Genomic DNA, 20808 nt, shown 5'->3' with positions numbered 1-20808 from the left:
GTGCGGATGCGGTTCTCATAGGTACCGGGAGTTGCTCGCTTCTTCGACTTCATCATCGGAGGTAGGACGTGATTCCGGGTCTCGGGTACGGGAATAGCTAGCTTCTTCGACTTTTCGACTACGTAAACGCAATCTCTCGGACCAATTCAGAACCGAACCGAAACGCCTCGACACAGACCAAAACAGTAACCGTTCCGACATCACTCCAAGTTCTCCGTTCCGGAAAGCGGAAATATCGCCCGGCCGTAGCGTCGGCCAATGACTCTCTCGGAGGAGGCCCGCGAGCGACTCGCCGACCTCGTGGAGCTACAGCCGACCAAAAATTCCGAACTCCAGGACCGCTGGGGCCTCGAAAGCGGGAGCGAGGTCCACCAGTATCTCGAAACCGAACTCAAAGACTACTACTACCGCGATGACAACAGCCTCATCCGCGCGACCGGCGAGGCCGCCGACCTCGTGGACGTGGAACCCGGCGTCGTGGCCGACGAGGAAAGCGGCGTTCCCGAAGCGATTCGGGTGCCCGAACTCCAGAAGCAGGTGTTCGAGGTCGTCGCCGGACCCGACGACGAATCGGAGAGCGTGGTGTCGGTGCTGAACAAACTCCGCGAGGAGTTCGGCATCGACCCCGAAGCCGAGGACGTACGGAGCGCGCTTCAAGCACTCCGACGGAAGGGCGTGGTCGAGGTGGTGTACCGGACGGTGCCGACCTTCAAACTGACCGTAGCGCGCGACGAGGTCGAGGTGTCGGTGTCCGACTAGCCGGGACGATTACGCTCGCGCCGCGTCTCCAGAATTTTCTGAATCCCCTTCCCCGGCCCGCCCTCGATTGGCCACCCCTTCGTGCGCCACTGGGGCGGTTCGGGCGAGAACTCCGGACACGACCCCGAACACGCCGCCCCAGTCTGGTGGCACTCTTTCGCCCCACACCACGGCAGGAGCGTCCGGCCCTCCCGCGCGAGTTCGAAGTGCCGACAGTCCGAGCGCATGGTTTCGGCGTACGACCGCCACCCCGTCTCGTAGGCGCGCTCGGCGATTTCGAGCCGTTTTTTCGCCTTCCACTCCGGGTCGGCGTACTCGAACGTCGCCGCCGATGCGTCGTACTTGCCGCCCGTCGGGCGGTCCAGAATCCGAGTTCCGGACCGGTCGGCGTCGAGCACTCGGGGAAACCACTCGACGCTGGCGGTTCGGTCCTCGTCGAGCGCGAGAATCCCGACCTCGACCGGGACGCGTTCGAGGAGCGCGGGTTCGACCGTCTCGCCGGTCGCGCGCGTTGCGACCCACACCTCGTCGGCGAGCGCGAGCGCCACGTCGTACTCCAGTTGAGGACGCAGGGCGCGGGCCGCGCTCGCGTCCAAGTCGGGTTTGTTCTCGACGGCGACGACGCGCTCGACCCAATCGGGGTACGCCCACTTCCGGCGAATCTGGAGGCGGTTGCCCTGCTTGCGAACGTCGAGAATGTCGCGGTCGGCGGCCCGGTGGATGGCTTCACGGACGTACCGCCACGGGTAGCCAGGGTCGGCGAGCGCGTCCCGGTACCACGTCCAGTCGGCGGGTGCGTGAGGAATCACGTCCAGCAGGTCCGAGTCGAGCCGCTTCGGCCCGAAGTTCGCGCGCTGGCGGAGACCTTCGGGGTCCACTTCGAGGACGATGGTGTCCCACCGCCTGCGCCTGGTTCCGAGTTGACGCGCCACGATTGCGGGCCGGTCGTCGCCTTCGGGCGACGACCGGCCCGCGGTCTCCGGCGGCCAGTTCCGCTCGACCCACCGGCAGACTCGCAGTTCGAAGACGAACTCGGGGTCCGCGTCCGCGTCGGTCACGCGCCGGAGTTGGAAGCGGGCGGGCGTAAGTGGTTCGGAAGTCGCAGTAGCAGTCACGCCATATAACACAAGAAATTTAACACGTTCGGCTGTCGAATAACGCGAGTGGTGTCGTCTGTTCGGCATCCGCTTGTCCCCTGAGCTATGACAACGAAACTCCTCAGCGTGCTCCTCGCGCTCGCGATTCTCGGTAGCGGACTCGCGGCGGGAGCGTCGGACGGAATCGGTATCGGCAATCAGACGACTACGGAGACCGACTCGCGCGTCGTCTTCGGAGACGCCGACTTGACGACTGAACGCGGCGGAACGGTGTCGATTCCGGTCGAACTGACCGGCACCGACACCGCGAGTCTGAAAATCGGCACGGAGGACGCGGTGAACTACGCGCTCGACGTGACCGTCGAGGACGGCAACGGCGACGGGCAGGTCGTCGTCGTGTTCGACACCGACGCCGCCGGGGAACCGAACGCGACGAAAGTGACGACCGAGGCGTCGGAAGACGCCGCGACTGTGAATGACGAGACGGCGGACTTCGAAGGCGAGCCGCCGTACCCCGCGCTGGCACCGGGTGCCTATCCGGTCGAACTGTACGACGACGAGGACCGTTTCGTCGCGGAGTCCCGACTGCGAATCGAGGAGGCTTCGACGACGGAGGGGCCGATGACGGAGACCACGGTGGACGAGACGACCGATATCGCGACCACGATGGACGAGACAACTGACATCGCGACGACCGAGGAGGATACGACCGATATCGCGACGGAAACGAGCGACGACACCGAGAGCAGCGTTCCCGGCTTCGGACCGACGGTCGCGCTGGTCGCGCTCGCGGGAGCCGCGATGCTGGTCGCTCGTCGATAGTTTGGAGTCCGAACTTCGAACGGCGACCGCTAAACGTCGCCGTTCTCCTCTTTCTCGTTCAGGAACTCGTGGGCGTCTTCGAGGATTTCTCGCGGGCCGTCCTGCGTGATGGTGTTGATGGCCTGGTCGTAGTCGCGCCACTGGTGGTCGCGGTGTTCGTGGGACAGTTCGGCGCTGGCCTCGTAGGACTTGGCGACGAACAGGTGGACCGTCTTGTGGATGGTGTTGCCGTTCGCCTCGAAGACGTAGTCGTAGTCGTCCCGGAAGCCGTCGAGGAGTCGGAAGTCCTGAATCCCGGCTTCCTCTTTGACCTCTCTGATTGCCGTCTGCTGTAGCTCTTCGTCTCCCTCCACGCCGCCCTTGGGGAACTCCCAGTCGCCGGGGCGACTCTTGAGGAGGAGGTATTCGCGGCGACCGCGGGTATCCCGGTACAGGATTGCACCCGCGCTCGTGGCTTTGACCGTCATTTGATGGAGTCTATACGTCCGTGCGTTAAGAGAATGTCGGAGAACTGTTGGGCAGTCGGAAAACCGAGACTACTTCCGGTGGCGTGTCCGGCCGGAAGTTCGCGGGCGCGTGGCGGCCGCGAGAAACTGTCGGTGACACGAACCGACGCGAGACTGAAAAACGGTCTCGAAACCCTGGTGTCAGTGAAACAACGAACCTCGCCAACCGCCGGACCAAGAGCAGACGTTTTACGTACGTCGGCGGAAAAAGACCGGGATACCCAGCACCCAGCCATGACCTTCGTAACCAGAATCCGACTCCAGAGCGGGAACCGACCCGCGTTAGAACAGGTCGTAGACGAGATTCGAACCACTGCGGAGCGAAAGGGCGCGGAACTCCGCGGGCCGCACTCGGCCCCGCCGAGCGACCTCCGCGTGCCCCAGTACAAGACGACCGACGGCGACGAGTCCCGACAGTTCCGGTCGTGGGACTACACCGTCTACACGCGCCAGATGGAAATCGTCGGCCACAACGACGTGGCCCGGAAAGTCGCCGAGTTCGACTTCCCGCAAGGCGTCCACGTCGAAGTGGAGTTAGAACAAATCGAGCAGATGGCCTGAGCACGCTTCGATTTTTTTGTGTACTTCTTCGTTCGGCCGTGTCGAACAGTCGGAACTGTAGTGTAACGCTGAACGGAGAGTCTCGACTGGCTGAAAGCTGAACGGAGAGTCTCGACTGGCTGAAAGCTGAACGGACAGTCGAGAACAAGCTAAGACCTGAACGGACAGTCGAGAACAAGCTAGCTACTCCCGGTACCTATGAGAACCGCACCCGCACCGCACCCGCGACGGCCACACGCCTCCCCAACCGATTGCGTTTCTCGGCCTTCGGCCTGCGATACTCATCCCTCGCACGCTTTGGGCGCGACTCAAACCACGAGTCGCGCCAGCGCGCGCCGGGGTGAAAATTCTGCTTCGAAACCATCGAAAAGACAATTCGCTCCGATTCAGAACGCCGATTCGCCGACGCGTTCCAGATACGTGGCGGTCCCGGTGTGGTCGGTCGCGTCGAACGACTCGATTTTGAGTCGCGCGCGGGCGTCCACCGCGTCCGCGGGCGCGCCCTCCACTCGGAGCACCGTGTCGCCGATTCGAGCCACCGGCGTGTCGCCGTCGTAGCCCGTGACGAACGCCGAAATCTCCTCGCCGGGTTCGAACGCGGGCGTGTTCGTCCGGAAGCCGACGCCTGCGAGGTACTTTTCGAGGAGGCTCATACGCGCGCCACCTCCTCGGACTCGCGGTCCGAAACGTATTCGAGACCGAACCCGGTCAGCGCCGAGACGATGAACACGCCGAACAGGAGCCAGCCGTGGAAGACGAACGGCCAGACCTCGACGGGGTTGACCAGCATCTCGTTGGTGAACCACTCGAAGTTCTCCGCGCCCACGAGCGTCCGCATTTCGGCGTAGCCCACGAGGACGCCGCCCGCCCACGGGAAGATGTAACCGAGCGCCGAGGTGTTGGCGTCTAAGATGTTCGCGCGACGGTAGCCGTTGATGTTGTATCGCTCGCCGATGCGCGCGACGTAGGGCGCGATGGCGATTTCGGCCGCGGTGTTGATGGTGATCATGGCGTTGACGCTCGCGGTGCCCAGAACCATCGTGGTCTCGGCGCGTCGGACGTTTGTGGCGACTCGTTCGAGGAGGAAGTCCTGAATCGCCTCGAAGCCGCCGCCTCGAATCATGATGCGCGCTCCGGCCACGATGAGCAGGGTTAGCACGATGAGCGGGAAGAAGCCCGCCGCGCCCGCGTAGATGCTCCCGCCGACGCCGACTTGGTCGGACCCCGCCGGAACCGTCGTGAGGAACGGGAGCCACGACAGCGACTCGGCGAGCGCGACGTTGTCGGGCGCGCGGAACAGCACCATGTCACCGACCGACGCGAGACCGAACGCGAGGTTCGAGGCCGCCGCGACGATGATGCCCCACGAAATCGCCTCCACGATGTGTCGGCCCCGAACCGCGGTGAAAATCACGACGCCGATTGACGCGAGGTGGACGAGTCCGAGCGCGGTCGCTTGGCCCGCCAGCACGTCCGCGCTCCCCGAAACTTCGATGCCGGACATCATCGACCCCGCGACGAGGTAGCCCGCGAACGCGAGCACCGCCGCGACGATGGCGTACTTGAACCGCGAGGCGACCACGCCGCCGATGTCGGCGTCCTGCGTGACCGCGCTCACGATGGTCGTGTCGCTGACCGGCGCGAGGTTGTCGCCGAAGACGGCCCCCGAGAGAATCGCACCGAACAGCAACACGGGGTTCGCGCCGATGAGAATCCCCGCCGGGAAAAACAGCCCCGTGAACGCGATGGTGGTGCCGTACCCCGTGCCGATGCCGGTGGCGAGCAGGGCCGCGAGGACGAACGTAATCGCGGGGAACAGCGCCGCGCCGACCGAGAGGAAGTCGGCCGCCCAGACGAGACCGCCGACGAAGCCGCCCGCCTGAATCGTGTCGGCGAACATGCCCGCCCAGAGCCACGCCACGATTGCGGTCGCCGCGACCTTCTGGGTCATCCCCTCGAAGATGGTGTTGGCGTAGGTCTTCCAGTCGCCCTTCGCGAAGAACATCCCGACGATGAGCGAGAGCAACATCCCCGCCACGAGACCGGTCGTGTCCCCGATTCGGAACAGGCCGCTCTGGACGATTGCCCAGAGGATGAACAGGCCGATGGGGATAGTGCTGGCCGCCGGACCGCCGTAGAACTCGATGCGCGAATCGCTCCGAGCGCGTCGGGCGTCGGCCAGTTCCTCAGCGACTTCGCCGTCTTTTGATTCGTCGGAATCTACCATTCACTCTCCTCCGTGTTTCGGGCGATTCGCCCTAGAGGTTATAAATCAACACCGATACTCGCTGTCAGAGCGCACGTCGGCCGGCCAATCGAGGTTCGGATTGCCGGGCCGCCAGCACTTAAGCTTCCGCCACCCCTCCCAACGCACATGAGCCAGCAGTCAGTTCGCGACCGACTGGTCGAGATTCGACGCGACCTCCACCGACACCCCGAACCCGCGTGGCGGGAGTTCTACACCACGGCCCGAATCGTCGAGGAACTCGAAGGACTCGGCGTGGACGAACTCCACGTCGGCCGGGACGCGCTCGCCGAAGACGAGCGCATGTCGGTCCCCGGCGACGACGAAATCCGGGCGTGGTACGACGACGCGCTCGACGCCGGTGCGGACCCGGACATCCTCGAACGACTCGAAGGCGGCTACACGGGCGCGGTCGCCGTGGTCGAACAGGGAGACGGACCGACCGTGGCGCTCCGGGTGGACATCGACGGCCTGCTCCGCGAGGAATCGACCGACGACGACCACGTTCCCGCGGCCGAGGGGTTCCGGTCCGAGCGCGAGGGCGCGATGCACGCCTGCGGCCACGACGCCCACGCGACCATCGGTCTCGGCGTCATCGACGCGATAGCCGACACCGACTTCGAGGGGACGCTCAAGGTGTTCTTCCAACCGGGCGAGGAGATGAGCGCGGGCGGCAAGCCGATGGCCGAGAGCGAACACATCGACGACGTGGACTACCTGCTCGCGGTTCACGTCGGTCTCGACCACGCGACGGGCGAGGTCATCGCGGGTCTCGACGGCTTCCTCGCGGTCAGCCAGTTGCTCGCCGAGTTCGAGGGGTCGCCCGCCCACGCCGGAGGCCAACCCAACGAGGGCGACAACGCGATACAGGCGGTCACGACTGCGATTCAGAACCTCTACGCCATCCCGCGCCACGAGGACGGCGCGACCCGAATCAACGCCGGACGAATCGGCGGCGGGACCGCGACCAACATCATCGCCGACGAGGCGTTCGTGGAGGCCGAGGTCCGGGGCGAGACGACCGAACTCATGGAGTACATGAAGGCCCGCGGCACGCGAACCGTCGAGAACGCGGCCGAGATGCACGGCTGCGAGGTCGAAATCACAACCGACAGCGAGGCCCCGAGCGCCGACAGCGACGACCCACTCGCGGACCTCGTCGGCGACGTGGCCGATGGGAACGACGACGTGGAGAACGTCGTCGAGCGCGCGACCCTCGGCGGGAGCGAAGACGCCGCGTACCTGATGCGCGCGGTCCAGCGAAACGGCGGTCTCGCGGCCTACGTCGGCGTCGGCACCGACCACCCCGGCGGCCACCACACCGCGACGTTCGACGTGGACGAGGCGTCGATTCCGCTCGGAATCGACGTGCTGGTCGACGCCATCGCCGAGATAGCCGACCGACGGCCCTGAGCCGACCGCTCCCGAGCCAATCGTTTTCAAGTAGGGGGTCGAACCCCGAGGGGATGATGGGGGACCAATCGGCCGACGTTTCGCGCAGGGAGTTCCTTCGCACCGCGGGGGGTGCGACCGCCGCGGCTGCGCTCGCCTCGAACGAGGCGAGCGCGCAGGACCAGACCACGATAGACATGACCGACGGTCTCGTGTTCGACCCGGACGCGACCACTGTCACGCCGGGCACCACCGTCGTCTGGGAGAACGTCGGGAACGTCGGTCACTCGGTGACCGCCTACGAGGACGAGATTCCGGACGATGCCGAGTACTTCGCGTCGGGCGGGTTCGACAGCGAACAGGCGGCTCGGGACGCCTACCCGGACCAGGGCGACATCCCTGGCGGCGAAAGCTACGAGTACACCTTCGAGGTCGAGGGCACCTACGGTTACTTCTGTATTCCCCACGAGACCGCGGGCATGGTCGCCGAACTCACCGTCTCGGCCGACGGGGACGGCAACGGAGGCGACAACGACGGTGGGACCCCCGCGATTCCCGAGAGCGCGCGATTGGTCGCGGTCGCCACGGTCTCGGCAATGGTCGCAATCGTCGGTCTCGCGTACTTCCTGCTCAAGTACGGCGGCGATTACGGGGAGGAGTGAGTCGCCCGTATTCGCAATTAAAAACCATCTTATTCAATGTGATGCGGAGAACTTTTATAGATAGCGAGAGCACTCGTAACCACTCCCGTACTTCACGGAGGAAGATACTAGATGACTGAAAATCTGAGCGAGAACCCCCACGACACGACTCACGGCGATAGTATCGGTGGCGCGGAATCGACCGTGCCCTACGGCCAGACCGAACCGCTCAGCACGGCGGTCATCGACGCAGTCGCCGACGCCGCCGACGTCGAACCCGCCGAACTCGGTGCATCGCTCTACGACCAGATAGACCCCGACGCGCTCGACAACCTTTTCAGCGACCGACACAACGGTATTCCGCGCGGCAGCGGCCACGTGGTATTCAGCCTTCTCGGATACGAAATAACGGTGTACAGCGACGGCCACGTCGTCGTCCGCGAGTGAGAACAGATTTGGAACGGAGACGACCCCACCGTGCCCGCAGTGCCTGAATTTCCCCGATTGGGAACTCCCGGCGAAAACGCGGCGTCGCTCGTGAGCGACGCCGCGTTTTCGCGTGGGTGTTTCTCCCGGAGAATCGCGCCCGCGCCGCGATTCAGCGCACGCCGAGAGGTCGTTCCGAAAGCTCTAATCCGGAGGGTTTCGAAGGTCGCGTCATGGCCGACGAAAACGAAGACGACGAGGAACCTGCCGTGGAACTCGGCGAGGGCGACTCCGTCGAGGGTGCGCCGCTCGCGCGCGTCGCCTCGCGACTCCACTGGCCGATTCAAAAGAGCGAAGTCGTCCGGAAGGTGGGCGAGGAGACGGTTCGGACGCCCGACGGACCCCAGACGCTGACCGACCTGCTCGACGACGTGGACGAAACGTACTTCGAGAGTCGCCAGGAGTTCCTCCGCAACGTCCGCGAGGTCGTCGGGACGGGACCGGTACCGACCGCCGACGAGTAGCGTGTCGGTCGCGCGGTCGGTCCGCCGGGGACTCGCTCGACTGAGTTGGGTTCAGCGGTCGCTCCTCGCGGGCGCAGTCCTGACCGCGGTCTGGATGTCGTGGGACGTGAGCGGCCTGAACGAGCGACTCGTCCGCGACGTGGTGGTGTACATTCTCGCGCCGCTCGCGCTGGCACTCACCCACGGCCGCCACATCGGCTATCGAGTGAATCGGACCGCGATTCGAAACACCGTGTTGCTGTCGCTGTTCGTCCTCCCGTTCTACGTCGTGGGGTCGTCGCTCCCCACGATTCGCGCGTACTACCCGATGTGGGAGACCGGCGCGGCGCTCGGGGAGTTTCTCCCCCACGCGCTCAAGCAGTTCATCGTCGCGGTCGCCGCCGAGACGTACTACCGGGGACTGCTCTGTGTCGGCGTGCGCGAAATCGGGTTCAAGAGCGTGTTCATCAGCCCCGTGGTGTACGCGTTCCACCACCTCTACAAACCGCCAATCGAACTGGCGCTGTCGGGACCGACCGACGTGCTGTTCGGCGCGGTCGATTACAAGAGCGAGTCCATCCTCCCGTCGGTGGTCGCCCACGGGCTGGGACTGGCCGCGCTCGACTGGCTGGTGTTGCACCCGCCGGTCGTGCCGCCCGAACTGGTCCTCCGGTTGCTCTCGTGGCTCCCGATTCCGCTCTGAGCCGACGGGTGAGTTTTTCACGATTGGGCGCGAAGGAAGTCTTGTATGACTCTTCCAATCGACCCCACAGCACTCGCCGCCGGAGACATCGGCGAGAAGGAAGCGACCCTCGAGATGGACCACGACAAAGCGGTCGAACACGTTCGCGAGGCGTTCACCGACGCCGGGTTCGGCGTCGCGGTCGAGTTCTCGGCTTCGGAGATGCTCAACGAGAAGGTCGATGCGGGCCGCGACCCGTACTACGTGCTCGGCGCGTGCAATCCGAACATGGCCGACCGGGCACTCGACGCGAGCGAGAACCGAATCGGCGCGCTGTTCCCGTGTAACGTGGTGGTCTGGGAGCAGGAACCGGGGCGCCAGAAAGTGTACCACGTCAGCATCATGCGAATCGCGCGACTCGCCGGGATGGCTCCCGACGACGACGAGTGGGCCGACATCGTGGCGGATACCGGTGAGTTCGTCGAGGAGGCGTGGGCGAATCTCGACGCCGAGTAGCGACCTCTCGCCTACTCGTTTTCGTCGTCGTCCAGTCGCTCGATTTCCTCGCGGAGCGCCTCGACTTCCCGGCGGAGCGCGCGGAGTTCGTCGTCCGCTGGAGCCTCGGGCTTCGAGCGCTGGTAGACGAAGAAGCCGCCGCCGAGCAGTGCGAGCGGGAGTCCGAACATCAAGACCACGACGAAGAAGATGATGATCAGCTCTAAGCCGCCGGGGACGGGACCGAACAGCGGGACCATACCGGAACTGGCGCGAGCGAGCGAATAAGTCTTGTGTGGCTGACGTGAGGCTCCCCCTCTCCCCGGTGACACCGACGCTACGAGAAGTCGGTGAGATTCGCCTGCAGGCCAGAGAGCATGTCGGACTTCCGGCGGAGGTCGCCGAGCGACACCGGGAGCTGGGGGACGATTTCTCGGACCGCGCCGTGGAACGTCTCGGCTTCGCCAAATTCGCCGTCGAAGGCGTTGCGGACGCTCTCGCGAATCTGCCAGACGCCGACGGGTGCCCAGTAATCGTCGGACACCTCCCGGAGGACGAGACACTTCGCCTGTCTCCCCACGGACTCGAGGTGTTCGAGAGCGGCGAGTCGGGACGCGTAGTACGCGCCAGCCGTCTCCTCGACGTACTTGGTCCGGCCCTCGAACCCCTCGGAGGCGCTTCCCATCCACGTCTCGCCGTTGGGGTCCTGATTCCAGATGCTTCCCGGGGCTTTCATCTCGACCAGTTCGAACTCCCACTGGCCCGGCGTGAGAATCACCCAGTAGCGATTGCCGACGTACTCGTTCATCCAGACCTGCGTCTCGTTCACGCTCGGGTTCGTCCGAATCTGTCCGCGGAGGAACTTCCCGATGGTGTCGTCCACGGCGGTAATCGACCATCGAGTCGGAACGAGTCGGCGGTTCTCGCCGCGGCCGAGCGCGCCAGCCGAGAGGATGTCGTTGATGTCGTACACGTCGAACCCTCTCCGGTAGAGGTAGGTCATCGCGCCCTGCGCTTGCCAGTCGTCGTCTTCGAGCGTCTTCTTGACCGGGCGCGGGACGTGGGGGTTCTCGGTGAGGTCGGCGGAGGTCGCGCGCGCCGCCGGACCCGTGGGCGAGGTCACGTCGTCAACGCTCAAATCGAGGTCGAGCGAGTTCGAGAGGCCGATTTCCACGTCCACGGGCCGGTCGGCGATGGCGACCTCGCGCTGAGTGCCGAGGAAGCCGTCCCACGCGTCCGAGACGTTCCCGACGTTGGCCCCCCGATTCGAGTTCAGCAGGCCCGTCCGGTACTGGAGCACGTCATCGATACCGAGGCCGCGCTGGTACCACTCGCCCGAGACCGAGAACTCGGCCGCGCGCTCCTCGGCACCGACCGGCGAGAGGATGCCTGTCGAAACGTTGGGGTAGTTCGACCGGCCGACGAACACCGACGGCGAGGTGCTGCCGACCATCGTGTCGCCCTGCGTGACCTCGGAGAAGCGGTCTTTCACCTCGTCCACGTAGTCGAGAATTTCGTAGGACTTCTGCTCGGCGAGACGGCGGCGACGCTGATCTTCGTCGGGTTCGAGGTCCTCGATGTACTCGTCGAGCCGCATTCGACTCTGCTTGGGACCCGAAGGGTTTGAAGCTTACTCGCGGGGTGGCGAACAGGCGACACGCGTTCGGCGCGATTGATATTGTGCAATCAGCCGTCGGGCAGGCGTTCGAGCGCGGAGCGGGCGTGTCGCGCTCGCGCTCGCAGGCGCGATGCGCCTGCGAGCGCGTCCGAGGTGAGGCGTGGGACTTCACCTCCAAGCCGCTCCGCGGTGGCTATCAGGTCACGCCGCGAGTTGGTCGCGTTTTGGTATTTGAATCCACGTGTCGAATCGGGCACTGTTCTCCGGAGCGCAAGAGCTAAGTTCGCACAAATTCGTCCGTCGTGTATGAACTCCGTCGCCGCCGCGGCTGGCACGCGCACCTCGCCAGTCGCCGGTGGGGCGGCCGTTTTCGCGGGGCTGAAACCCACAAAACGCGGTTTTCTGTCGGCTTGAGGCGGGCGTAGCGTCCCCGTCGCGGGCCATTCTCGTTTTGCACCGCTCACTAACAGTCCCGACGTAGCGACACCCGATACATGACAGACAACACAGATGAACCGTTCAGCGGGGTGTACCCCGCGATGACGACACCGTTCGGACCCGACGACAGCATCGACTTCGACCAACTGCGAGCCGACGCCCGACGCTTGGAGACGGCAGGCGTTGACGGTCTCGTTCCGGTCGGTTCGACCGGCGAGAGCGCGACCCTGACTCACGACGAGCACGTCGAAGTGGTCGAAGCAGTTGCAGAAACCGTGGACGTGCCCGTGATTGCGGGCGCTGGGAGTAACTCCACGCGCGAGGCGGTCGAACTCTCGCGGCGCTCGGCGTCGGCCGGGGCCGACGCTCTGCTCCTCATCTCGCCGTACTACAACAAGCCCGAACCCGAGGGGATGGAGCGCCACTACCGGACTATCGCCGACGAGGTGGATTTGCCCCAGATTCTCTACAACGTCCCCTCGCGCACGGGGCGCAACATCGAAGTCGGGACTGCGGCCGCACTGGCAAGCCACGAGAATATCGTGGGCTACAAGGCCGCGAGCGGCGACCTCGGCCGAATCGGCGAGGTCGTCGAGCGAACCCGCGACGAGGAGTTCTCGGTCCTCTCGGGTGACGACTTCCTCACGCTCCCGATGCTCTCAATCGGTGCGACCGGCACCATCAGCGTGGCCGCGAACGTCGAACCCGAGCGACTCGGGGCGATGGTGTCGGCCGCGCGCGACGACGAGTTCGGCCGCGCCCGCGAGATTCACGAGGAACTCGCGCCGCTGTTCCGCGCGTTGTTCGCCGAGACGAACCCGATTCCGGTGAAGGAGGCGATGGAGCTTCGCGGGCACGGTCCCGGAACGGTCCGGTCGCCGCTGACTCGCCTCGCTCCGGAGAATCGGGCAGAACTTGCAGGTATCCTCGAAACGTTAGCGTCAGACTCGAATGTGGTACGACAATGAGCGCACACGCGAGTGAGAATCACCCATGACCGTCGCCGTCGGCGTCACGGGGGCGACCGGACAAATGGGCCGGGCGGTCATCGACGCCGCCAGCGCGCGCGACGATGTGGAAGTCGCGTTCGCAGTCAATCGTGACCCCGAAGAGGGCGCAGAAGTCGCCGGAGTTCCGGTCGAACCCGCTCGGGAGTTCGACCGACTGCTGGCCGAGCGCGACCCCGATGCAGTCGTGGACTTCACCGGGCCAGCGAGCAGTCAGAACTACGTCGCGGTCGCGACCGAGGCGGGTGTCGCTAGCGTGGTCGGAACCACTGGATTCGACGACGCGAGTGAGGCATCCCTCCGCGAACTCGCCGAGTACGCGCCAATCCTGAAGGCGTCGAACTTCGGGCGCGGCGTCCAAGCCCTGCTGTCGGCGGTCGAGTCGGCAATTGGGGCCTTACCGGGCTACGACGTGGAGGTCACCGAGACTCACCACAATCGGAAGCGCGACGCGCCGAGCGGGACCGCGAAGACGATTCTGGAGACGATTGAACAAGGGCGTGAAGACGCCAGCCTCGTCCACGGGCGCGAGGGCGAGGCTCCGCGAGAGGCGAGCGAAATCGGCGTCCACTCGCGTCGGGCGGGCACCATCACGGGCGAACACGAGGTCCTGCTCGCGGGCAACCACGAGGAGGTCCGACTCACCCACCGCGCGGAGGACCGCGGCGTCTTCGCCGAGGGCGCGCTCGACGCCGCGGTGTGGCTCGCGGACCGAGAACCGGGCTGGTACGACTTTGCGGACGTAGTGGAGGCAGAACGATGAGTCTGGAAACACAAATCGAAGAACTGTGGCACCGATACGACGCGGGCGACGTGTCCGCCGAAAGCGCAGGACGCGAGGAGTACGACGCGCTCGACGCGTTTCTCGACGCGCTCGAATCTGGCGAGATTCGGGCCGCCGAGAAGCGAGGTGACGAGTGGGAGGCCAACGCGTGGGTCAAGCGCGGAATCCTCCTGAACTTCGGCCTGCGCGAGACCGAAGGCCGCGAGTACGGCGGTACGACCTACTACGACGTGCTTCCGCTCCGGCGGACCGACGATTTGGGCGAGCGCGGCACCCGAAACACGCCCGACGGCACCGTCCTCCGGCCGGGGAGCTACCTCGGCGAGGACTGCATCATGATGAGTCCGAGTTTCGTCAACATCGGCGCGTACGTCGGCGACCGGACGCTCATCGATTCGTGCGACACGGTCGGGTCGTGCGCCCAAATCGGCGCAGACGTGAAACTGGGCGCGAACACCCTCATCGGCGGCGTCCTCGAACCCGTGGAGGGCGCGCCCGTCGTGGTCGAGGACGGCGCGTCGCTCGGCGCGGGGTGCCGCGTGACCTCGGGATTCGTCGTGGGCGAGAACTCCGTCGTCGCCGAAAACACCCTGCTCACGCCCCGAATCCCGGTCTACGACCTCGTGGAGGAGGAAGTCGTCTACGGCCACCTCCCGCCGAACCGCCGGGCGTTCACCCGGTTCGTGGAGTCGTCGGTCGGCGACCACGACCTGTTCGACGGCGGAGCTTTCAAGCCCGCGGTCGTCGCAATGGACGTACAAGAGACCACGCTGGAGGGCGTCGAACGAGAGGACGCGCTCCGGGAGTAATCCATGAACGCTGACAATCCACCCGTCCGACGACTCGCCGACTGGCCCGCCGACCGACTCGACTCGCTCGCCGACGAGTACGACACACCGCTGTACGTCCTCGATTTGGACCGCGTGCGCGAGAACTACCGCCGGATGGCCCGGGCGTTCCCCGACGCGGACGTTCACTACGCCGCGAAGGCAAACACCGTCCGGCCGGTCCTCCAGGCCCTCGCCGACGAGGGTGCGGGCATCGAATGCGCATCTCCGGGCGAACTCCAGCGCGCGCTCGACGCCGAGGTTCCGCCCGAACACGTCCAGTACACCGCGGTCAATCCGCCGGACGGCGACCTCGACCGCGCGGTCGAACTCGCGGCCGACCGGCCCGAACTCACGTTCACCGCGGGCGCGGCCGATACCGTGGACCGACTCGCGGAGCGCGGCTACGACGGCCGACTCTGTATCCGCGTCAATCCCGGCGTCGGCGCGGGCCACCACGAGAAGGTGGCGACCGGCGCGGACGCGAAGTTCGGCGTGCCCTACGACGACGTTCCGGACCTGCTCGATTCGGCCCGAGAGGACTTCGATGTCGTGGGCATCCACGCCCACGCCGGAAGCGGCATCTCGGGCGAAGACCTCTCGGCGCACCGCGAACTCGTCTCGCGGATGGGCGACCTCGCGCGCGAGGTCGCCCATCGTGGCATCGACCTCGAATTCGTCGATATAGGCGGCGGCTTCGGCGTTCCCTATTCTCCGGACGAGGACCCCCTCAACCTCGACGCAGTGGCCGAGGCGACCCGCGAAGCGGTGGGCAGTATCGACGCCACCCTCGCGGTCGAACCCGGTCGCTACCTCGTCGCGGACGCCGGGGTCCTGCTCACGCGAGTCAACACGGTCAAGGAGGCTCCCGGCGCGACCGTCGTGGGCGTCGGCGCGGGGATGACCGACCTCGCGCGGCCCGCGATTTACGACGCCCATCACGAGATTCGGAGCCTCTCGGACGAATGGGAGGACCGCCCGACCCGAGAGGTCACAGTCGTCGGCCCGGTCTGTGAGAGTTCGGACACATTCGGCGAACACGACCTTCCGGCCCCCGAGCGCGGCGACCTGCTCGCCATCGGCAACGCCGGAGCCTACGGCTACGAGATGGCGAGCCAGTACAACTCCCGCCCCCGCCCGGCGTCGGTCGTCCTGGCCGACGATTCGGCGACTCCGGCGCGGCGGCGCGAAACGATGGCGGACGTAACGGCAGTAGAGGAGCGACGATGACCATCCAGTACCAGAAGTACCACGGCACCGGCAACGACTTCGTAATCGTAGACGCGGACGAGTACGTCCCCGACAGGACGGCGTTCGCGCGGGCGGTCTGCGACCCGCAGGCCCCCGACGGCGTGGGCGCGGACGGCGTCCTCTTCCTCGCGCTCGAAGGTCGGTTCTCGCCCCCGAGAGCCGTGATGACGCTGGTTCAGCCCGACGGTTCGACCGCCGCGATGTGCGGCAACGGCGCGCGGTGCGCCGCGAAGTGGGCGGCCGAACGGACCGGGGCGGACGAAATCATGCTCGACACGCAGGCGGGCACCCGCCGGGCCGAAATCGACGGCGACGAAGTCACCATCGAGATGGGCGAGCCCACCTTCGCGCCCGACGCGGTGCCGGTCGCGCGCGAGGAACCCCTCGTGACCGAGACGGTCGAGGGGTTCGAGGTGACCGCGGTCAACACCGGCGTCCCGCACGCCGTTGCCTTCGTCGAGGACGTGGACGAAATCGACCTCGAAGCGATAGCGCCCGCGATTCGGAGCGCCGACGCGTTCCCCGAGGGCGCGAACGTCAACCTCGCGTCGCCCCGACTCGACGGCGGGTTCGACCAGCGAACCTTCGAGCGCGGCGTCGAGGGCGAGACGCGGTCGTGTGGCACTGGCGCGGTCGCCATCGCCGCAGTCGCACGGAAACTCGGCCGACTCGACGACGACTCGGTCGCGGTGCATCCGCCGGGCGGTCGCCTCGACGTGACGCTCGGCGACGGCGCGACCCTGACCGGCCCGACCGTCCGGGAGTTCGAGGGCGAAGTCGGGTCGTCGCCTGAACCGCGACGGGTGGGTCAGGCGTGAGCTTCGACCCTATCGAATTCCTCGAAGACGCAGTGCGGACGCCCTCACACGAGGACGTGACGGAGATGCGCGACCTGCTCGTGGACACCATCGACTCGGCGGGAATCGACGTGCACGTGGACGACGCCGGGAACACCATCGCGGTCCGGGACTCCGACCGGGCGGGGCCGCACGTCGTCCTCAACACCCACATCGACACCGTGCCGCCCCACGTCGCGTTCTCGCGCGACGGGGACGTGATTCGCGGTCGCGGGTCGTGCGACGCGAAGGGACCGCTCGCCGCGTTCGTGGGGGCGTTTCTGGCGACCGACCCCGAGCGCGGCCGGGTCACGCTCGCGGTCACGCCCGACGAGGAGACGGCTACGGCCGGGGCGCGCGCGCTCGACTTCGACCCCGAACCCGACGCGTTCATCGTGGGCGAACCCACCGAACTCGACGTGTGCAACGCCGCCAAAGGGCGATTTCAGGCGACCGTCGAGGTCTCGGGGTCGAACGCCCACGCCGCCGAACCCGAATCGGGAGTCAACGCGGTCCGGGCGGCCGGGGACCTGCTCGCGGCGTTCGACACCTTCGGCGACCGCGAGGACACGCCGGACCCGACGGACCTGCTCGGTGCGCCCACCCTGACGCCGACCACAATCGAGGGCGGCGACACCGCGAATCAGGTGCCTGCGGAGTGTTCGGTCGTGGTGGACCGCCGGAGCGTCCCGCCCGAATCCGCGAGGGGGTTCCGGGACGCGCTGGAAGACCACCTTCGGAGCCACGCGCCCGACGACGTGGGCGTCGAGGTCACCCTCCCGGAGTGGAAGATGCCGTTTCTGGAGGCGTTCGAGACGTCCGAAAGCGCCGAGGTGGTCCGGGCGCTCCGGGACGCGAGCGGCGGCGACGTGCGGCCGTTCTACGCCGCGACCGAAGCGTCGTACTTCGCGCCGATTGCGCCGACCGTGGTGTTCGGGCCGGGGTCGCTCGCCGACGACGAGGGCGCGGTCGCCCACTCGCCGCGCGAGTACGTCCCGGTCGCGGAAGTCGAGCGCGCGAGCGAGGCGGTGACCGCCTCGCTCGCGCGCCTGCTCGCGTGACGGAACTGTTCGGAGGCATCGCCGCCAGTAATTTTCCTCTTTCTAATAATTAAATATAAGTTAGAGTAGTTTGATTCCTAGCCGTCATGACGGACGACCAACGCACGACTGGCACCGACCGACGAAGCTTTTTGCGCGCGACCGGCGTCGCGCTTTCGGCTGGCGCGTTCACGAGTACGGTGAGCGCCCGCGGTCCGGCACAGAGCGACGTCCACGTCGCGAAAGGTCGATTCGGAAACGGAGTCGGAACCAAACACATCGAGGAAGTCCGAAAGGGCGCGCTCGCGGAGTTCAACGACCGCGGCGGCGACCTCGAAGCCCCGCCCGCGCGCTCGACCCCCGACCCCGAGGACGGAACCGTCGTGTCGTACGCGTACCGAATCGACGAGAACGGCGTTCCCCACCAGTACACCGGCATCGCGGGCGACGCCAACTCGGTGGGTCGGCTTCACGACCGGGTTTCGAGTCGAGCGGAGGCCTTCGAGCGCGGCGACACCGCCGGGACCGACGACGTGACCGCCCAAGCCGGGTCGTGGGACATGATTCTCCACGACGAAGCCGACTTCTGCGAGGAGCCGTACGGCTGTGTCACCAACAACTTCGACCTGAACGAACTCGAAGACGACGGCGACGCCGCGCAGGACGCGTACGGCATCAAGCACGTCTTCGTGATGGAGCCCGGCGTCCAGAAGTACGACTCCGACTGGGAGAACAACGTCGGCTATCCGATGCACGACTGGCGCGAAAACAGCATGGGCGGGGCGGACCTCCACGGGTGGGACCCGCTCGGCACCAACGACGGGAGCCAGAGCATCAGCGTCTCCATCGGCACGAGCAGCGCGAGCCTCGGCTGGCAGTACACCCAGCCCGCGGTCACGACCATCGACGAGTCGAGTCCGAGCGGCAACTACGCGAAGTGGAGCGAGGAGTTCAACATGACCGACGCCCGCCAGAACACCAACGGGATGAAGCCCGGCAGTTCGACGTGGCTCGACCAACAGGCGGCGGGGAGCGGCTATCACGACCTGATGGACCTCGTCGCGGAGGGCGAGTTCGAGAAGAGTAACTGGTACTCCTCGGACACCCACAGCCTGAAACACACCTTCCACGTCGACGTGTACTACTGAGTTGAAGTGGATTCGGAGACCCGGTTTGTGAGTTCAGCATTCGAATTTGACGGTCGATTGGAGTAGAGACTATTGACTGCGAACAGTCGGTATTGGGAGAACAGTCGAAGTTGTGAGAATAGTCGGGGCTGTGAAAACAGTCGGGGCTGTGAGCAATCACTTGAGCCAATGAAACCGCACCTCGACCCTCCCCAGCCTCCTGCGTTACTCACTCCGCTTCGCTCCGTTGCGGTCCTCATCCCTCGCGCGTTTCTCGCGCGCCGAACCGCAAGTCGAAATCTTACCGGCGGGAATCCGGCGAACCTACTCCGCGCCGAGTTCGTCCACCATCTCGCTCGCGACCCCGGTGTAGCCAGCGGGCGTCAACGCCAACAGTTCTTCGCGCGTCTCGTCGTCCACGTCGAGGTCTTCGAACAGGTCCCGGAAGTCGTCGAGGGTGACGCGCTGGCCCCGAGTCAGGTCTTTGACGCGCTCGTAGGCGTCGTCGTGGCCCTCGCGCCGGAGGATGGTCTGGACCGCCTCGCCGATGATTTCGGGCGTGGCGTCGAGTTCGTCGCGCATGACCTGCTCGTTCGGGACGACCTTGCCGAGTCCGGCCTGTAGTTTGACGTAGCCGAGCAGGCAGTAGGCGAAGGCGGCCCCGATATTCCGTTTGACCGTCGAGTCCGAGAGGTCGCGCTGGAGTCGGGACTCGGTGACGTAGTCGCCGAGGAACACGAGGTCGGAGTTCGCCTTCGAGAGATTTCCTTCGGAGTTCTCGAAGTCGATGGGGTTGACCTTGTGGGGCATCGTCGAGGACCCGGTCTCTCCCTTCGCGGCGTCCTGTCCGAGGTAGCGGTCGCTGACGTAGCGCCACGCGTCCCGGTCCAAGTCGAGCAGGACGTTGTTCGCGCCCCGGAGCGCGTCGAACAGTTCCGCGAGGTCGTCACAGGGGTTGACCTGCGTAGTCAGGGGTGCCCGTTCGAGTCCGAGATCCGCGACGAACGAGTCGGCGAACTCCGGCCAGTCCACGTCCGGGTAGGCCGCGACGTGGGCGGCGTAGGTGCCCGACGCGCCCGCGAGCTTTCCTTGGAGGCCGTCGCGGGCGTCCTTCACGCGCCCAATTGCCCGGCCGAGTCGCGATGCGAAGACGGCCATCTCCTTGCCGAACGTCGTGGGAGTCGCTGGCTGGCCGTGGGTCCGGGCGAGCATCGGTACATCGCGGTACTCGCGAGCCAGTTCGGCGAGTTCGGTCCGAAGGCGTTCGAGTTTCGGCAAGAGGACGTTCTCGACCCCGCCTTTCACCAACAGGCGGTACGCGAGATTGTTCACGTCTTCGCTCGTCAGCGCGAAGTGAATCCACGGAATCGCGTGGGCAAGCTTGGGGTCGGCGATGCGTTCGCGAACGAAGTACTCGACCGCCTTCACGTCGTGGTTCGTGGCGTCGTACTCGCCGTACCCCTCGGTCTCGATTTGCTTTATCAGTTCGGCGTCCGACTCGTCGAACTCCTCGTAGAGCGTCCGGAGGTACTCGCGGTGGCGCTCGCCGATTTCGAGCGGCGTGGTGTCGAGGTCGGCGAGCGCGACCAGATACTCTACTTCGACTCGCACGCGGGCGCGCATGAGCGCGGCCTCGCTGGCGTACTCGCGCAGGGGTTCGGTCCGCCCGGCGTATCGACCGTCGAGCGGCGATACTGCGTAGAGAGAGTTCATACGCGTGACTGTCCGGGCGCGGGCAAAAAGCGTGTCGG

At 66.0% G+C, this 20808-nt stretch carries 23 protein-coding genes; 16 read left to right on the top strand and 7 right to left on the bottom strand.

Annotation, left to right across the window (positions count from 1 at the left end):
• Positions 1 to 258: 258 nt before the first annotated feature.
• Positions 259 to 759 (top strand): DUF5797 family protein, encoded by a 501-nt coding sequence (locus tag EKH81_RS12120; RefSeq protein WP_132057711.1) that lies wholly within the window; start codon positions 259 to 261, stop codon positions 757 to 759.
• Here the strand turns inward: EKH81_RS12120 and EKH81_RS12115 are convergent.
• Entirely contained in the window at positions 756 to 1817 is a 1062-nt protein-coding gene (locus tag EKH81_RS12115) for a DUF5787 family protein (protein WP_162224611.1), read from the bottom strand. The genes EKH81_RS12120 and EKH81_RS12115 overlap by 4 nt on opposite strands.
• Positions 1818 to 1961: 144 nt before the next feature.
• On the opposite strand from EKH81_RS12115, the gene EKH81_RS12110 reads away from it, so the two are divergent.
• Positions 1962 to 2678, top strand: a complete 717-nt coding sequence (locus EKH81_RS12110) for a DUF7827 domain-containing protein (RefSeq protein ID WP_132057709.1) — start codon at positions 1962 to 1964, stop codon at positions 2676 to 2678.
• Positions 2679 to 2707: 29 nt separating this feature from the next.
• On the opposite strand, the gene EKH81_RS12105 is transcribed toward EKH81_RS12110, so the two are convergent.
• Positions 2708 to 3145 (bottom strand): bis(5'-nucleosyl)-tetraphosphatase, encoded by a 438-nt coding sequence (locus EKH81_RS12105; protein WP_132057708.1) that lies wholly within the window; start codon positions 3143 to 3145, stop codon positions 2708 to 2710.
• A gap of 273 nt (positions 3146 to 3418) precedes the next feature.
• Between EKH81_RS12105 and EKH81_RS12100 the strand changes: the two genes are divergently transcribed.
• Positions 3419 to 3745, top strand: a complete 327-nt coding sequence (locus EKH81_RS12100) for an uS10/mL48 family ribosomal protein (protein WP_132057707.1) — start codon at positions 3419 to 3421, stop codon at positions 3743 to 3745.
• A 386-nt stretch (positions 3746 to 4131) separates the two neighbouring features.
• Here EKH81_RS12100 and EKH81_RS12095 read toward each other — a convergent pair whose 3' ends face one another.
• Both EKH81_RS12095 and EKH81_RS12090 read right to left on the bottom strand, forming a co-directional pair.
• A complete protein-coding gene (locus tag EKH81_RS12095; protein WP_132057706.1) occupies positions 4132 to 4398 on the bottom strand; it encodes a DUF7513 family protein in 267 nt (88 codons plus the stop codon).
• Complete coding sequence (locus tag EKH81_RS12090) at positions 4395 to 5972, bottom strand: Na+/H+ antiporter NhaC family protein (RefSeq protein ID WP_132057705.1); 1578 nt, start codon at positions 5970 to 5972, stop codon at positions 4395 to 4397. Before EKH81_RS12090 ends, EKH81_RS12095 begins: the two co-directional genes overlap by 4 nt.
• Positions 5973 to 6119: 147 nt before the next feature.
• On the opposite strand from EKH81_RS12090, the gene EKH81_RS12085 reads away from it, so the two are divergent.
• The 6 genes from EKH81_RS12085 to EKH81_RS12060 all read left to right on the top strand — a co-directional run bounded on the left by EKH81_RS12085 (position 6120) and on the right by EKH81_RS12060 (position 10150).
• Entirely contained in the window at positions 6120 to 7403 is a 1284-nt protein-coding gene (locus EKH81_RS12085) for an amidohydrolase (protein ID WP_132057704.1), read from the top strand.
• Between the two features lie 53 nt (positions 7404 to 7456).
• Positions 7457 to 8044 (top strand): plastocyanin/azurin family copper-binding protein, encoded by a 588-nt coding sequence (locus EKH81_RS12080; protein WP_368407711.1) that lies wholly within the window; start codon positions 7457 to 7459, stop codon positions 8042 to 8044.
• A gap of 111 nt (positions 8045 to 8155) precedes the next feature.
• Positions 8156 to 8470, top strand: a complete 315-nt coding sequence (locus EKH81_RS12075; RefSeq protein ID WP_162224610.1) for a HalOD1 output domain-containing protein — start codon at positions 8156 to 8158, stop codon at positions 8468 to 8470.
• A gap of 212 nt (positions 8471 to 8682) precedes the next feature.
• On the top strand, positions 8683 to 8973 hold the full coding sequence (locus tag EKH81_RS12070) for a DUF5789 family protein (RefSeq protein WP_132057703.1): 291 nt from the start codon (positions 8683 to 8685) through the stop codon (positions 8971 to 8973).
• Positions 8974 to 9067: 94 nt separating this feature from the next.
• Positions 9068 to 9655 (top strand): CPBP family intramembrane glutamic endopeptidase, encoded by a 588-nt coding sequence (locus tag EKH81_RS12065; protein ID WP_132057770.1) that lies wholly within the window; start codon positions 9068 to 9070, stop codon positions 9653 to 9655.
• A gap of 45 nt (positions 9656 to 9700) precedes the next feature.
• Positions 9701 to 10150: a DUF302 domain-containing protein gene (locus EKH81_RS12060; RefSeq protein WP_132057702.1), complete on the top strand. Its 450-nt coding sequence runs from the start codon at positions 9701 to 9703 to the stop codon at positions 10148 to 10150.
• Positions 10151 to 10161: 11 nt separating this feature from the next.
• Here the strand turns inward: EKH81_RS12060 and EKH81_RS12055 are convergent, their stop codons facing one another.
• Together EKH81_RS12055 and nreA are read right to left on the bottom strand one after the other, a co-directional pair.
• Complete coding sequence (locus tag EKH81_RS12055; protein WP_162224609.1) at positions 10162 to 10389, bottom strand: hypothetical protein; 228 nt, start codon at positions 10387 to 10389, stop codon at positions 10162 to 10164.
• Between the two features lie 77 nt (positions 10390 to 10466).
• Positions 10467 to 11726, bottom strand: coding sequence for a DNA repair protein NreA (nreA, locus tag EKH81_RS12050; protein ID WP_132057700.1), 1260 nt, complete (start codon positions 11724 to 11726; stop codon positions 10467 to 10469).
• 515 nt (positions 11727 to 12241) lie between these two features.
• On the opposite strand from nreA, the gene dapA reads away from it, so the two are divergent.
• From dapA to EKH81_RS12015, 7 genes are all read left to right on the top strand, one after another.
• Positions 12242 to 13153 carry a 4-hydroxy-tetrahydrodipicolinate synthase gene (gene dapA, locus EKH81_RS12045; RefSeq protein WP_132057699.1) on the top strand — a complete coding sequence of 304 codons (912 nt, stop codon included), beginning with the start codon at positions 12242 to 12244 and terminating at the stop codon, positions 13151 to 13153.
• Between the two features lie 25 nt (positions 13154 to 13178).
• Positions 13179 to 13955, top strand: a complete 777-nt coding sequence (dapB, locus tag EKH81_RS12040; protein ID WP_132057698.1) for a 4-hydroxy-tetrahydrodipicolinate reductase — start codon at positions 13179 to 13181, stop codon at positions 13953 to 13955.
• On the top strand, positions 13952 to 14785 hold the full coding sequence (locus tag EKH81_RS12035) for a 2,3,4,5-tetrahydropyridine-2,6-dicarboxylate N-succinyltransferase (RefSeq protein WP_132057697.1): 834 nt from the start codon (positions 13952 to 13954) through the stop codon (positions 14783 to 14785). The genes dapB and EKH81_RS12035 overlap by 4 nt, the downstream gene beginning before the upstream one ends.
• 3 nt (positions 14786 to 14788) lie before the next feature.
• Positions 14789 to 16033 carry a diaminopimelate decarboxylase gene (gene lysA, locus EKH81_RS12030; RefSeq protein WP_132057696.1) on the top strand — a complete coding sequence of 415 codons (1245 nt, stop codon included), beginning with the start codon at positions 14789 to 14791 and terminating at the stop codon, positions 16031 to 16033.
• Positions 16030 to 16872 carry a diaminopimelate epimerase gene (dapF, locus tag EKH81_RS12025; protein WP_132057695.1) on the top strand — a complete coding sequence of 281 codons (843 nt, stop codon included), beginning with the start codon at positions 16030 to 16032 and terminating at the stop codon, positions 16870 to 16872. Before lysA ends, dapF begins: the two co-directional genes overlap by 4 nt.
• Positions 16869 to 17951, top strand: a complete 1083-nt coding sequence (locus EKH81_RS12020; protein ID WP_132057694.1) for a M20 family metallopeptidase — start codon at positions 16869 to 16871, stop codon at positions 17949 to 17951. Before dapF ends, EKH81_RS12020 begins: the two co-directional genes overlap by 4 nt.
• 86 nt (positions 17952 to 18037) lie before the next feature.
• Positions 18038 to 19078, top strand: a complete 1041-nt coding sequence (locus EKH81_RS12015; RefSeq protein ID WP_132057693.1) for a hypothetical protein — start codon at positions 18038 to 18040, stop codon at positions 19076 to 19078.
• Between the two features lie 303 nt (positions 19079 to 19381).
• Here EKH81_RS12015 and purB read toward each other — a convergent pair whose 3' ends face one another.
• A complete protein-coding gene (gene purB, locus EKH81_RS12010; RefSeq protein ID WP_132057692.1) occupies positions 19382 to 20770 on the bottom strand; it encodes an adenylosuccinate lyase in 1389 nt (462 codons plus the stop codon).
• Positions 20771 to 20808: the final 38 nt, after the last annotated feature.

The organism is Halorussus amylolyticus (assembly GCF_004143485.2).
Classification (GTDB): domain Archaea; phylum Halobacteriota; class Halobacteria; order Halobacteriales; family Haladaptataceae; genus Halorussus; species Halorussus amylolyticus.
Note: the sequence above shows the minus strand (reverse complement) of the source record. Positions and strands in the feature narration are given on the sequence as shown.

Bases quoted from the DNA above. Each gene is read 5' to 3' on its own strand.
- EKH81_RS12120 (WP_132057711.1), top strand. From the start codon at position 259: ATGACTCTCTCGGAGGAGGCCCGCGAGCGACTCGCCGACCTCGTGGAG.
- EKH81_RS12110 (WP_132057709.1), top strand. From the start codon at position 1,962: ATGACAACGAAACTCCTCAGCGTGCTCCTCGCGCTCGCGATTCTCGGT.
- EKH81_RS12105 (WP_132057708.1), bottom strand. From the start codon at position 3,145: ATGACGGTCAAAGCCACGAGCGCGGGTGCAATCCTGTACCGGGATACC.
- EKH81_RS12100 (WP_132057707.1), top strand. From the start codon at position 3,419: ATGACCTTCGTAACCAGAATCCGACTCCAGAGCGGGAACCGACCCGCG.
- EKH81_RS12095 (WP_132057706.1), bottom strand. From the start codon at position 4,398: ATGAGCCTCCTCGAAAAGTACCTCGCAGGCGTCGGCTTCCGGACGAAC.
- EKH81_RS12090 (WP_132057705.1), bottom strand. From the start codon at position 5,972: ATGGTAGATTCCGACGAATCAAAAGACGGCGAAGTCGCTGAGGAACTG.
- EKH81_RS12085 (WP_132057704.1), top strand. From the start codon at position 6,120: ATGAGCCAGCAGTCAGTTCGCGACCGACTGGTCGAGATTCGACGCGAC.
- EKH81_RS12080 (WP_368407711.1), top strand. From the start codon at position 7,457: ATGATGGGGGACCAATCGGCCGACGTTTCGCGCAGGGAGTTCCTTCGC.
- EKH81_RS12075 (WP_162224610.1), top strand. From the start codon at position 8,156: ATGACTGAAAATCTGAGCGAGAACCCCCACGACACGACTCACGGCGAT.
- EKH81_RS12070 (WP_132057703.1), top strand. From the start codon at position 8,683: ATGGCCGACGAAAACGAAGACGACGAGGAACCTGCCGTGGAACTCGGC.
- EKH81_RS12065 (WP_132057770.1), top strand. From the start codon at position 9,068: ATGTCGTGGGACGTGAGCGGCCTGAACGAGCGACTCGTCCGCGACGTG.
- EKH81_RS12060 (WP_132057702.1), top strand. From the start codon at position 9,701: ATGACTCTTCCAATCGACCCCACAGCACTCGCCGCCGGAGACATCGGC.
- EKH81_RS12055 (WP_162224609.1), bottom strand. From the start codon at position 10,389: ATGGTCCCGCTGTTCGGTCCCGTCCCCGGCGGCTTAGAGCTGATCATC.
- nreA (WP_132057700.1), bottom strand. From the start codon at position 11,726: ATGCGGCTCGACGAGTACATCGAGGACCTCGAACCCGACGAAGATCAG.
- dapA (WP_132057699.1), top strand. From the start codon at position 12,242: ATGACAGACAACACAGATGAACCGTTCAGCGGGGTGTACCCCGCGATG.
- dapB (WP_132057698.1), top strand. From the start codon at position 13,179: ATGACCGTCGCCGTCGGCGTCACGGGGGCGACCGGACAAATGGGCCGG.
- EKH81_RS12035 (WP_132057697.1), top strand. From the start codon at position 13,952: ATGAGTCTGGAAACACAAATCGAAGAACTGTGGCACCGATACGACGCG.
- lysA (WP_132057696.1), top strand. From the start codon at position 14,789: ATGAACGCTGACAATCCACCCGTCCGACGACTCGCCGACTGGCCCGCC.
- dapF (WP_132057695.1), top strand. From the start codon at position 16,030: ATGACCATCCAGTACCAGAAGTACCACGGCACCGGCAACGACTTCGTA.
- EKH81_RS12015 (WP_132057693.1), top strand. From the start codon at position 18,038: ATGACGGACGACCAACGCACGACTGGCACCGACCGACGAAGCTTTTTG.
- purB (WP_132057692.1), bottom strand. From the start codon at position 20,770: ATGAACTCTCTCTACGCAGTATCGCCGCTCGACGGTCGATACGCCGGG.